This window comes from Kribbella sp. NPDC050820, from assembly GCF_040653975.1.
In the GTDB taxonomy this organism is placed as follows: domain Bacteria; phylum Actinomycetota; class Actinomycetes; order Propionibacteriales; family Kribbellaceae; genus Kribbella.
In genome coordinates this window covers 78,790-89,896 of the sequence record NZ_JBFAHB010000038.1, presented here as the reverse complement: position 1 = coordinate 89,896, position 11,107 = coordinate 78,790, and the positions used below count along the sequence as shown (strand labels likewise).

General features: G+C 65.1%; 16 protein-coding genes and 1 pseudogene. 6 read left to right on the top strand and 11 right to left on the bottom strand.

Annotated features, from left to right (window positions below; genetic code table 11):
• From AB0H36_RS28390 to AB0H36_RS28380, 3 genes are all read right to left on the bottom strand, one after another.
• On the bottom strand, window positions 1-422 hold a 422-nt coding region (locus AB0H36_RS28390; protein ID WP_360529888.1), incomplete at its 3' end, for an FAD-dependent oxidoreductase.
• A gap of 319 nt (window positions 423-741) precedes the next feature.
• Window positions 742-1,182, bottom strand: a complete 441-nt coding sequence (locus AB0H36_RS28385) for a nuclear transport factor 2 family protein (protein WP_360529885.1) — start codon at window positions 1,180-1,182, stop codon at window positions 742-744.
• 86 nt (window positions 1,183-1,268) lie between these two features.
• The gene (locus AB0H36_RS28380; protein WP_360529882.1) at window positions 1,269-1,844 is read right to left on the bottom strand and encodes a GNAT family N-acetyltransferase; all 576 of its coding nucleotides are present in this window, start codon (window positions 1,842-1,844) and stop codon (window positions 1,269-1,271) included.
• Window positions 1,845-2,140: 296 nt separating this feature from the next.
• On the opposite strand from AB0H36_RS28380, the gene AB0H36_RS28375 reads away from it, so the two are divergent.
• Window positions 2,141-2,986 (top strand): GNAT family N-acetyltransferase, encoded by an 846-nt coding sequence (locus AB0H36_RS28375; protein ID WP_360529879.1) that lies wholly within the window; start codon window positions 2,141-2,143, stop codon window positions 2,984-2,986.
• Here the strand turns inward: AB0H36_RS28375 and AB0H36_RS28370 are convergent.
• Window positions 2,968-3,741, bottom strand: coding sequence for an SDR family NAD(P)-dependent oxidoreductase (locus AB0H36_RS28370; RefSeq protein ID WP_360529876.1), 774 nt, complete (start codon window positions 3,739-3,741; stop codon window positions 2,968-2,970). The genes AB0H36_RS28375 and AB0H36_RS28370 overlap by 19 nt on opposite strands.
• A 137-nt stretch (window positions 3,742-3,878) precedes the next feature.
• Window positions 3,879-4,514 (bottom strand): TetR/AcrR family transcriptional regulator, encoded by a 636-nt coding sequence (locus AB0H36_RS28365; protein ID WP_360529873.1) that lies wholly within the window; start codon window positions 4,512-4,514, stop codon window positions 3,879-3,881.
• Between the two features lie 219 nt (window positions 4,515-4,733).
• On the opposite strand from AB0H36_RS28365, the gene AB0H36_RS28360 reads away from it, so the two are divergent.
• From AB0H36_RS28360 to AB0H36_RS28345, 4 genes are all read left to right on the top strand, one after another.
• Window positions 4,734-5,174, top strand: a complete 441-nt coding sequence (locus AB0H36_RS28360) for a DUF5709 domain-containing protein (RefSeq protein WP_360529870.1) — start codon at window positions 4,734-4,736, stop codon at window positions 5,172-5,174.
• Window positions 5,175-5,277: 103 nt separating this feature from the next.
• Window positions 5,278-6,051 carry an SDR family oxidoreductase gene (locus AB0H36_RS28355; RefSeq protein WP_360529867.1) on the top strand — a complete coding sequence of 258 codons (774 nt, stop codon included), beginning with the start codon at window positions 5,278-5,280 and terminating at the stop codon, window positions 6,049-6,051.
• Between the two features lie 180 nt (window positions 6,052-6,231).
• Window positions 6,232-7,095: an alpha/beta fold hydrolase gene (locus AB0H36_RS28350; RefSeq protein ID WP_360529864.1), complete on the top strand. Its 864-nt coding sequence runs from the start codon at window positions 6,232-6,234 to the stop codon at window positions 7,093-7,095.
• A 36-nt stretch (window positions 7,096-7,131) separates the two neighbouring features.
• The gene (locus AB0H36_RS28345; RefSeq protein WP_360529861.1) at window positions 7,132-7,461 is read left to right on the top strand and encodes a DUF427 domain-containing protein; all 330 of its coding nucleotides are present in this window, start codon (window positions 7,132-7,134) and stop codon (window positions 7,459-7,461) included.
• A gap of 34 nt (window positions 7,462-7,495) precedes the next feature.
• Here the strand turns inward: AB0H36_RS28345 and AB0H36_RS28340 are convergent, their stop codons facing one another.
• Together AB0H36_RS28340 and AB0H36_RS28335 are read right to left on the bottom strand one after the other, a co-directional pair.
• Window positions 7,496-8,092 carry a molybdopterin-dependent oxidoreductase gene (locus AB0H36_RS28340; protein WP_360529858.1) on the bottom strand — a complete coding sequence of 199 codons (597 nt, stop codon included), beginning with the start codon at window positions 8,090-8,092 and terminating at the stop codon, window positions 7,496-7,498.
• A gap of 138 nt (window positions 8,093-8,230) precedes the next feature.
• Window positions 8,231-8,974, bottom strand: a complete 744-nt coding sequence (locus AB0H36_RS28335) for a sigma-70 family RNA polymerase sigma factor (protein WP_360529855.1) — start codon at window positions 8,972-8,974, stop codon at window positions 8,231-8,233.
• Between the two features lie 242 nt (window positions 8,975-9,216).
• On the opposite strand from AB0H36_RS28335, the gene AB0H36_RS28330 reads away from it, so the two are divergent.
• Window positions 9,217-9,447: a hypothetical protein gene (locus AB0H36_RS28330; RefSeq protein WP_360529852.1), complete on the top strand. Its 231-nt coding sequence runs from the start codon at window positions 9,217-9,219 to the stop codon at window positions 9,445-9,447.
• A 123-nt stretch (window positions 9,448-9,570) separates the two neighbouring features.
• Here the strand turns inward: AB0H36_RS28330 and AB0H36_RS28325 are convergent, their stop codons facing one another.
• The 4 genes and pseudogenes from AB0H36_RS28325 to AB0H36_RS28310 all read right to left on the bottom strand — a co-directional run bounded on the left by AB0H36_RS28325 (window position 9,571) and on the right by AB0H36_RS28310 (window position 11,032).
• On the bottom strand, window positions 9,571-9,900 hold the full coding sequence (locus AB0H36_RS28325) for a hypothetical protein (RefSeq protein WP_360529850.1): 330 nt from the start codon (window positions 9,898-9,900) through the stop codon (window positions 9,571-9,573).
• 85 nt (window positions 9,901-9,985) lie between these two features.
• A pseudogene (locus AB0H36_RS28320) lies at window positions 9,986-10,285 on the bottom strand (peptide-methionine (S)-S-oxide reductase); the annotation flags it as partial.
• Entirely contained in the window at window positions 10,282-10,515 is a 234-nt protein-coding gene (locus AB0H36_RS28315) for a hypothetical protein (RefSeq protein WP_360529847.1), read from the bottom strand. The pseudogene AB0H36_RS28320 and the gene AB0H36_RS28315, both read right to left, overlap by 4 nt.
• 136 nt (window positions 10,516-10,651) lie before the next feature.
• Window positions 10,652-11,032: a nuclear transport factor 2 family protein gene (locus AB0H36_RS28310; protein WP_360529844.1), complete on the bottom strand. Its 381-nt coding sequence runs from the start codon at window positions 11,030-11,032 to the stop codon at window positions 10,652-10,654.
• Window positions 11,033-11,107: the final 75 nt, after the last annotated feature.

Here is an 11,107-nt window from a genome sequence, read left to right as displayed (position 1 = left end):
TCGGCGTCCAGCCGCTCGTCGCCGGCGATCACGGTCTCCGGCCCGTCCAGCCGGCCGCGAGCCTGAATGATCCTCACCTTGTCCCGGTCGAGCCGCCGGGTGATGCCGTCGGACTGCGCGGCGGCCAGCCGCTTGACCCGCTGGTTGACGACGGAGAGGTCGACACGCACAGAATTCGCAGGATCCGCGATGCCGCTGACGCCGTCGCCCTTGACCCTGACGCCGAGCTCGCCCGCCTCCGCGACCTCGGTCATCACCTCCGCCGTCGCGATCAGCGTCTTACTCGGGACAGCGTCGGTAAGCACGCCAGACCCGCCGATTCCGTCGGAATCGACCACGGTCACCTCCGCCCCCAGTTGGGCGGCCGCACTGGCCGCTTCGTACCCGCCGGGACCGCCTCCGATGATCACAACTCGCGCCACAAGAGGCCATCCTTCCGTATCCTCTGTCGACCGAACCCGATCGCCAGCAGTGCCCGCACTCGCCCCCGCGCGGGACCGTTGTGCCCCCCGAAGATGTCGAACGCTCGCAGCCTCAGTGCTCGGTGGCGTGGTCGCCACACGAGTTGAGCGCTGTCCGAGGCGGACCGCGTCATCTGCTGTCCGGACACCGCCCCGTCGGCTCGGGGACGCGCGGGGCGGCGTGTGCTGGCGAACCGACTACCGCTGAGGATCAGCGGTCGTGACGGGCGGCGGACGCTTTCCCGGACGTGTCGGCGCCAGTGTCTCGGTTGTCAGAAGGTCAGGTGCCAGGAGCGATCGCACAGGCAGAGACGCAGACCCAGGTGCCAGCACGCTTCTGGTAGGCATCCGTGTACAGAGCTTCGTGCTCGGCGCCGTCGGCGAGCATGGTGTAGGTGCTGCGACCGTGGATCAAGGCGACATCGCTGAGGATGCGGACCTTGACATCGTGCACAGCGAGATCCTTGAAGGGCCGCGGCTTGGCGATGTACTCGAGGAACTCCTCACGGTTGCGGGTGACCCCCGGGGTCTGTACGACGAAATCTTCGGCAAGCAACTCGCTGAACCGCGTGGCGTCGCTGGCCTGGTCGGCCTCGACGTAATCCAGGTTGAGCCGTTCGAGGATCGCCAGATCTTCGGCCGCCTGCTCGGTATCGCTCATTGCTATTCCTCCTGTGTGCGGTTCAACGATCGTTGGGCTGTTCACTGCGACCAGCGTCATCGTGCAAGTGATCAGTGTCGTTCCGTCCCGCCGTCTTACCGGTAGGCCCGCGATCGCTCGGTGGGGGCAGCGCCTGCAGCGTTTGGTCAGTGTTGCCGGGGCTCTGGCGCGAAGGGGGCAGGATCGAGTTCGGCTGCGCGAATTCGGTAGATCTGCATGGCCAGGCCGTAGTACTTGTCGGTCTCGCCGACCCACTCCATGCCGAGACGCCGTGCTGTAGCGCACGCACGAAGGTTCTGCGGTCGAGCGACCGCGTACAACTCGTCGATCGTGCCGGTTGCGAACGCCCATCGCAGCAGGGCGTGGCTCGCCTCGGTCGCCAGCCCGCGGCCCCATGCCGCCGGTTTCAGTTGCCAGCCGATCTCGAAGTCTTCCTCGTACGGCGGAAGCAAGCTGAGGATCAGGCCGCCGACGACTTCGCCGTCGGCCCTGCTGACGATCGCCCACCGCCCAGCGGGCAGTACGAGACTCTTGCCGGCCTCGATCCATGAGCGCAGCAGCAGGCGCATGGTCAGCTCGTTCGGTACCTGTTCCATCGCAGGCGACAGCCAGCGCGCCACTTCACTGGACCCGTAGATCGCCAAGGCGGCAGCTGCGTCGGACTCGGTCCACTCCCGAATCACGAGCCGTTCACTTTCGGTGATCACCGTCATCTTCACCATCCCGTCGATCGAGAAATTCCACCCACGCCAACCGTCTGGCGACGCAAAGAGGCCTGATCAGTCCCGCTCCGGAGACGCAAGCCTCGCACAACCCGCCCGGTGATCCGACGATCAGCAGCGTGCAGCCACGGACCAAACTCCTTCCAGGTAGCGACGTTCGGTCGGGGTGTTGCATCGTCGGTGCGCAGACGGGCAGACATGGAGGACCACCTTATGTTGATACATTCATGGACTATATAGTCCACTCTGGGAACGCGAGCACCCTGAGTTCGGAGAGCAGCACAGAGGAAGTGGCAATGACTGATCAGTTTCTTCGGCCCGATGGAACGGGCTTCTACCTCGCCGGTGGCGAGCTGACCGTGACCGGCCCAGCGGAGCAAGCGATCGCCGGTGGCCGGCTCGTCGACTTCAGCGTGACCGCGGGCCTGTTCGGCGGCGCCGACATGGACGTGATGGTCGCGAGCTGGAACACCGCACGGACCGACGATCTGGGCGGCGTACGGTCGGAAGTCGGACGCACGATCCTGCCGTTGCGGACGCAGCCGGTGGTGCTCAACTCGCTTCCGAGCAGCGTGCGAGTGCAACTGCGCACAGCAACGGAACTCCGCGACACCGAGGGCGCCTGGCAGCTCGTCCTTCACTTCCGCAATGACGCCGGATCAAGCCTCACCTGGCAGGCCAGCCTTCCTGCCGAGGCGTTCGGTGCAGGCTGGCTGGCTCCGTTGGCCGACCTACTGACCATCGACGGTGCAGTCGTCGACCCGGCCCCCGCTCCCCCGCAGTCTCCGACCAGCGCTCAGGGAATGGAGACAACCAGCAAGCCGGCTCGCCCTGTGGTCAGTGTGGTCCATCACCCAGACGACGAGTACTACGAGGTCCTCGCAGACGGCCAACAAGCGGGGCTCCTCGTCTACCACGTGATCGGCTCGCACCTGTCCATCACGCACACCGTCATCGACCAGACCTATCGCGGACGAGGACTGTCGTGGGTGCTGGTCGGCCGCGCTCTCGACGACATTCGCACGAAGGCCGTGACGGTGTCGAACTACTGCGCGGTCGTACGCCGATTCGTCGAGAAGAACCCTGAGTACCGCGATCTCCTCAGCATGCCCCAGCCAGGGCATCAGTCGATCGGGTCGTGAACGGCATTCCAGACACGGCCCGTCTGGGTCGTGGTCAGGTGATTCACCAGGATTGCGGCCAGCCTGTCGTAATCGACGACAGCGAGGTCCTTCTGGCTGAGAACGAATCGCCGGATCAAGGGATCGCCGATCGCTTCGGGATCTATCGCGGCGAGCCAGGTCCGCAACGACGTACCCGGCTTCTGTGCACGGAGGACGTTGACAGTGATCCCGGTGCCGGTGAGCTCTGCGGCGAGGTTCACGGTATGTGCTTCCAGCGCAGCGACGCAGGTCCCGTAGATGTTTCCACCGGGCCAGGAGACCAGGTTGCCGACCGCACCGCAGACGTTGGCGATCCGCCCCCAGCCGTGCCGACCCATGGCTGGGATCACCGCGCCGGCGAGCGCAACCACGCTGGCGACGTTGATGGTGAGGGCACGAAGTACGGCCGCCGGGTCAAGTGCGCTGACGGGGCCCAGCGGTGTCACGGTGGAGGCGCTGTTGACCAGGATGTCGACCTCGCCGAGTACCTGCTCGATACCGTGGACGAGGCCGGGAATCGAGGCGGGGTCGTAGAGATCGACGGTGAACCCGGCCGCCTCGCCTCCGGCTGCAAGGATGGCCTCCACGGCGGCGTCCGCACGGGCCTTCGACACGGCGACGACCGCGACGGCGGCACCGGCGGCGCCGAGCTGCTCGGCGATTGCCCGCCCGATCGCACCGCCTGCGCCGGTCACCAAGGCAACTCTGCCGACGAAGGGTCTTGCCGGATTCACGGGTGCCAACATAGTTGTTGGAGTCTCTGCGACACCTGCGTCTTACCTTTGCGCCGGTGATCACCGGCGCTACGCGTCCAGTGCCCGCCTTTCGTACGACGCGGAGACTCCGTACGTACAGATCGGCCGATCGCCGTCTAGTTGTCGGGCGACGTCGCGTGCGCTCGGACCGAATCCATCGCCAGTTCGAGTGCGATCCGCATCGGTCCGGGATCGCGCGCCGCCTGGGCAAGAACGTACCCGCCCTGGAGTGCGGCCATGATGCCCGTTGCCAGCGTCGAAGGAGCGGCATCCTCGGACAATGTGCCGTTGGACTTCATCCGCTCGAGCGCTGCGGTCAGGAGGGAGATCCAGGACACCAGATGTGCTTCGAGATCGATCCGTGCTGCCTCGTCCTGATCGGAGAGTTCGGTTGACAGTGAGCCCAGTTCGCAGCCCAGCGCTCCGCGGCGTGCGGTGACTCGCTGGAGTATGGCCCGGCACCAGCGGTCGAGGCCGCTGAACGAGTCGACTCTGCGGAGGTACTGTTCCTCACGCTCGAGCACACGGCTTCCCCGCAGCGCGATGACCGCCTGGACCAGGGCGGCCTTGTCGGCGAAATGCCGGTAGAACTGTGACTTGCTCGTCCCACTCGCCGCTGTCACTTCGTCGAGCGTGGTCGCTGCGGCGCCCTTGAGGGACATCAGCTCGTCGGCAGAGGCGACGATCCGGGCTCGCGTGGCCGCGCCGCGGGCGGTCAGGCGGCGATCGAGCTCGTTCACTGTCTCGGGCACGCCAAGAGCTTATCGGGGCGCCGCAACGAATGCTGACGCCTTCGTGGAGATGCTCGACGTGATCGACACACCTCCGTGATCAATGCTGTCTGGACCGGTATGTCCCGTGCTCCGGGCAGGCTCGGCGTGATGTCACGCCACGGGTAAGCAGGCGTGCCGGGGCTGACACCAATGCTCGCGAGGAGCCGGCAGACCGCCGGCCCGAGGTCAGGAGGACGTATGAGCGAGGTCAGTCGAGAGTATTACGGCAGTTACAGCGTGGACGACGAGGACCAGCTCCAGTTCTCCGACACCCTCGACGGACGAGGGGTCTCCGACCTTCTCGACGAAGGCTACTCGCCGCCGGAGAAGTGGTCGGCCGGTGAGGGCTTCGGGACGACCGCAGCGGAGGCGTTGCGGGGTGAGACCTTCGAGCAGCGGCTTGCGCAGGAGGAGCCGGACATCGACCCGTACGCCACACCGTCGGAGCACGTCGACGGCCCGGAGATCGGCCGGGACCGTGCCGGTCGTCTCGTCGCTCCGGACGAGGGGTCGCACTTCGACTTCGAGGAAGAGCTTGTCGCGACCGACGTCGGGATCGACGGAGGCGCTGCGAGCGCCGAAGAAGCCGCGATCCACGTCGTGGACGACGAGCCGCTGGAGCTCGACGACCTCGACTGAGCAACTCCCCGGGATTCCGGGAACCAGTAAGGCCGGCCCCCGATCGGCACACACAGAGGGGAATCCGGGCCGCTCCGGCCTGGCAGGGATCGAGGGGAAGCATATGAGTGGGTACTTCGAGGGCCGCAAGCTCATCGTGGTCGGTGGCAGCAGCGGCATGGGGCGGCAGACCGCGGCGGACGTTGTCGGGCAAGGCGGCAAGGCCGTCATCGTCGGACGTCAGCAAGTGAAGGTCGACGAGACGGTCGCCGAGCTCGGCAAGAAGGGAGAAGCCTGGGGGATCACTGCGGACCTGGCAGATCGCAAGCAGGTCGAAGACGTGCAAGAGCAACTCGCGGCCGAGCATGCCGACGCGACACTGCTGGTCAACGCGGCGGGGTTCTTCATTCCCAGGGAATTCCTCGACTACAGCCAGGAGAACTACGACGCGTACCTGGAGCTGAACCGGGCTACGTTCTTCCTGACCCAGACCGTCGTACGGGGCATGAAAGCCGCAGGCGCCGGCGGCGCGATCGTCAACATCGGCAGCATGTGGGCCCATCAGGCGGTGGCGGCGACACCGGCGACCGGCTACTCGATGGCGAAAGCCGGCCTGCATGCCCTGACCCACAACCTGGCCATGGAACTGGCGGCCGACGGAATTCGCGTCAACGCTGTGGCTCCCGCAGTGGTGGCCACGCCGTTGTACGAGGGCTTCATCCCCGCCGACAAACTCGAGGAGACCGTGAAGGAGTTCGACGGCTTCCACCCGTTGGGACGGGTCGGAACAGCCCAGGACATCGCCTCGTCGATCGTCTTTCTCCTCTCCCCGGAGGCCAGCTGGATCACCGGCGCGATTCTCAACGTCGACGGGGGCGTGATGGCCGGGCGCAACTGAGCACTCGATCCGGCAGGCAGCTACCGTGGCGTGGGTGACGCGGTGAATTGCCAGGTAAGAAACCGATCTGTCGTGGAGGCCAACTCGTACGAGCGCGGACGCTGGACCGTACAAGCGATCCCGAACGCCCCGACGAGCGCGCGCTCGATCACATCCCTGTGGAATGAATGTGGAGTGCCCATGACGATTTTTCAGACCGTGTCTGCCGGCGGATTGGAGGTCTTCTACCGCGAAGCGGGTAAGCCTGGAGCGCCGAAACTCCTGCTGCTGGGCGGTTTTCCCTCCTCGTCTCACCAGTTCCGGAACCTGATGCCGGCCCTGGCCGACAGCTTCCACCTGGTCGCGATCGACTACCCCGGCTTCGGGAACACCGAGATGCCGGATCCTGCGGAGTGGGACTACACCTTCGACCACCTCGCAGAGATTGTCGACGAGGCATTGCTGGCCATCGACTTCACCGGACCGATGGGGCTGTACATGCAGGACTACGGAGGCCCGATCGGGAACCGGCTGATCTCGCTTCATCCGGACTGGCTGCAGTGGCAGATCATCCAGAACGCGAACACCTACGAGGAGGGGTTCACCGAGGTCTGGGACGGGATTCGGCACGTCCTCTGGGTCAACCGCAACGCGGTGACCGAAGCACCTCTCGTGGCACTCCTCGAGCCGGAAGCGGTGAAGGCGATCTACCTGGCCGGTCACCCCGATCCGACGAAGATCAGCCCGGACAACTGGAACTTGGATCTGCACTTCCTGGCCCGGCCGAACGCACACCGGGTGCAGCTGGATCTGTTCTACGACTACCGGACGAACGCCGCGCAGTACCCGACCTGGCAGAGTCGGCTTCGCCGTGACCAGCCCAAGACGCTGATCTTCTGGGGCCAGGGAGACATCCTCTTCACCCCTGCCGGCGGAGAGGCGTATCTGCGCGACCTGCCCGATGCGAAGCTGGTTCGCCTCGACTCTGGACACTTCGCAGTAGAGGACTGCCTGCAGGAGATCGTGGACGGCATCAACGGTTTCTACGACGACACCGTCAAGTAGCCCGTAAGGCCGATGCTCGGACAGGACACAGAGTCGGTGAAGACCTCTACCGAAGGGCCGACAGTGCGAGCGACGATCGACGGCGTGCTACTCGCCGACGCAGACACCCAACACACCATCTCGATCGAAGGGAATCAATACTTCCCTCCGGAGTCGCTGACGATCGGCACCTTGAAGGACAGCCCGACTCCCTATGTCTGCCCTTGGAAGGGCCAAGCCCGCTACTACAGTGTGGAAACTCCGCACCACGAGCACATCGACGCTGCATGGTGCTACCCGCATCCGAAGCGGTCGGCCATCGAGACTGTCGGACACGACTTCACCGGGTACGTCGCGTTCGACACCACGCGGGTGTCGATCGAGTAGACCGATGCGCGCCCGGTCCAGCTCGCTGTACCGGTCAGTCGAACTCGTAGCGTTGCTCGCGCCAGGGGTCACCATGATTGTGGTACCCGGCTCCCTCCCAGAAGCCTGGCTCGTCCTGCAACAGCAATTGCATTCCGTTCAGCCACTTGGCCGACTTCCAGAAGTACAGCTGCGGGACGAGCAGACGGGCAGGACCGCCGTGCAACGCTCCGAGGTCCTCTCCCTCGTACCGGTAGGCAATCCAGGCCTTCCCACCCCGGAGCTCGGCCAACGGCAGATTGGTCGTGTAACCGCCGTAGGAGCTGACCATGACGTGGGTCGCCTCATCGGTCACGTCTCCGAGGACGGCATCGACGGGGACCCCTTCCCAGTGGGTGCCGAGTTTGGACCACCTGGTGACACAGTGGATGTCGACCACGACCGACTCGGAGGGAAGAGCGAGCAGGTCGGGCCACGTCAGGCGACGCTGCACACCGGTCTCCGACGTGATCGTCAACTCCCACCTGTCCTTGGGGATCAGTGGAGTCACGCTCGCTGACAACACCGGGAAGTCGTCGGTGAGGTGCTGGCCCGGAGGGAGTCTGTCATCAGGTCCGCCTCTGCCTCCGAACCCGCGGTTGACGACTGCCATCTGAACCTCCTCGCCGACCACCGATCTGTCGTACTTCGCCGTCCGCCGGCTGAGCCGCCCGAGTAGGCCTCTACCTGACGTCACCCCTGCCAACCGGATCGGCCCGCAGGAAGCGACGCAGGGCCGCCGTGCCGTCGCTCAGGCGATCTGCTGCTCCGGCAGGTAGCCGGCCTCGACCAATGCATTCCGCAGTTTACGGCGGGCGTCGAACATCATCTTGTAGACCGCATTATGTGTCGCTCCGAGCTGATCCGCGAGCACATCGGTGGGCATTCCGTTCAGCACGAGCGCGACGAAGACCATCCGTTGCTTCGCCGTCAGCTTCTCATCGACGGCGCGATGCACGGCGTCCACCAGGTCCCGGCTTTCGGCGTGCGCCTCAGGCTCGATCCCCAGCCGTGCGGGAAGGCGGTCCCAGTCCTCGTCGTCGAACGCGACGCCGGCGCGCTGCCAGAAGTGCCGGTTGACCTTGGCGGCCACGTCGAAGATCACGAACTTGTACGCCCAGGTGGTGAACTTGCAATCACCGCGGAACGTCTCGACCTTGCCACAGATCGCCAGGAGAGCGTCCGCGGCGGCCTGGTGCGCAATGTCGTCCACCTCCGGGCCGACAAGTCGCAGCCTGGCCGCGCGCCGCGCGACCTCCGCCCTCGCGGCGCGCAGGAGAACCTCGTACAGGCGCCGGCTCGCAAGCTCACGCCGATCGCCACGACCGCTCAGGTCGCGAACCCAGGCACGGTTCTCCCGGGCCACATCTGGAGAGACGACCCGTACCTGCGACAACGACTCGGACCCTTCGCTCTTCACTGACTCTCCGGCGATCAACGCAACGTAGTGGCCCCAGATCCGGCACATCTGCGCCGGCCGGTGAAACAACAACATGGACGATACCGTCCATTTGTTACTCCGTCCACTCAGCACCGGGACCGCACCGCGGCAGATCCGAGCGCATCGTCTCCCCGAGATCACGCGAGACCAAATCTCTCCGAAGTAGGATGAGTTGTGAACGTGGCGCCTAGGCATGCCTCGACCGCTAGCACGGGACAATGGTCCGACGACAGAGGTTGAAGATCACTCGACAAATGGTCTATATCGTCCTGTTTCTTAGACGAATTGAGGCCCGCATGGACGAACTCGAAGCACTACGCGACGAGATCAGGGAGGGCAGGCATGCTCAGGACAGCCAGATCCCGTGGAACGATGCCAGCGGCATCAAACTGCGGCAGTGGCTGGGCGTCACCGAGGAACAGTTCTACGCCCCGGACACGATCGCTCTGCTCCCGATGGACTTCTACTATCCGGGCAAGGGCACACACGGCGACCTCCCACCACGCCCGTCCATCCTTCACCTCTGAACTTCAGGTGGCAGGCAAAGAACCCGTGGTTCGAGACGGAGGTGATTCCCGCTCTCCAGACGCTTGTCGCGGACGCCGTCTCAGTCGCTCCTCGGGACGGTGTCAAGACCGCCCGCCGAGGAACTACTCGTAGCGGCCCTCGAACGTGACACCATCACCGAGGCCGACGAATCGGAGTCCGACGATCCGCGCGTCCTCGACCATCCAGCGAAGCGCGTAGCAGGCTCGATAGGACGGCGGCCAATACGAACAGAACCGACCGTGGTCGTCGACGTACCACTCCCCTGCACTGTCACCGCTTCGTTCGGAGTAGGTGGTCCGGCCGTCGATCGTGAAGACCTGACTAGCACCATCGCCGTACACCAGCCGACCGGCCGTGACCGCCTTCGGGATGTCGGCCGGCGCAACCGCCGCGTCGTCATCCGCTCGGATTCCCTGCAGCATGTCATTCATCGCACCCAAGACCTCTCATCCTCGACTCACGAACCACAGTGCCTTGCCGGCATCAGGCTCAGGCAGAGGTGGTACGCCGCGGAACGTCGTTGCCCTGGCGGTTCAGGGTCGACGGGTCGTGGACCTGGAAGAAGAACGCCAGGATGTCACGGTAGGTCGTCTGCACCGGGTCGAAGACGATCTCGACCGCTTCGGCGTGCCCGGGATGATTGCGGTACGTCGCATGGTCGTTCCGCCCGCCGGTGTATCCGACGCGGGTTCCGAGCACGCCGGGCTGTCGGCGAATGAGGTCCTCCAGGCCCCAGAAACACCCGCCGGCGAGGACGGCTGTCTCTGTGCCCGGCTTCCGGGTGACCTGTCCGGTGTCGTGAATTCCGCTGGTCATTGTCCATACTCCTCTGTGCCGGCCACAGCGGCCAGCAGTCCGTCCGCATCCTCCGCGCAGGGTTCACAGGCCGCAAGGTGCGATGCCAATCCGGGATAGCGCTCGGCAGCATCGACTCCGGCCGCCAGTAGCTCGGCGTAGAGATGCAGAACTGCCATCGTCTCACCACACCCGACGTCACGGGGGTCGGTGGCCAGGAATCGCTCGAGCCCCTCCTTCCACCCGCTCATGAAAGTTCACCTCTACCTGTCGATCAGAAAGCGGGGTTGCCCATCGGCTCCGTTCTGGATAACCGTTAGTGCTTGGACAGACGCGGATCTTACGGTGTGGCAGCCTGCCTGCGCGCGGTCCTGAGAAGTTCGGGAGTCAGGGCGCGATCTGGAGGTGTGTGATGAGGTCGTTGGCGAGCGTGAAGCGGTAGATGATGTCGACGACGCCGCCAGGGAAGTCGCCCTCCAGGTGGTTGGTGACGACGTAGTGGGTGTCGTCGAACTTCTCGACGTGGCTGACCTCGACCGTGTAGGTGTACTGGCTGGACTCGGTCTCCCGCCAGCGGTGGATTTCGTCGTGACCGGTGTAGGTGTTGCCGTTGTCGACCACGGTCGCGTCGGTCGCGAAGGCCGACAGCAGATCGTGAGCATTCGCCTTGTGCTGGGGATCGGCTTCGCGCAGGAATCTCGTGATCGCGTGCGGCAGGTGCTTCGCCAGGTCGGCGGCGGTCGGGTCGGGCGGAGTCTGGATGGTCATCAGGTGCCTTCCGAGGTGGGGTGAAAGTTGAGCGGCCGGCCCATGGTCGTCATGTCTCGCGCAAAGAGATCGTGC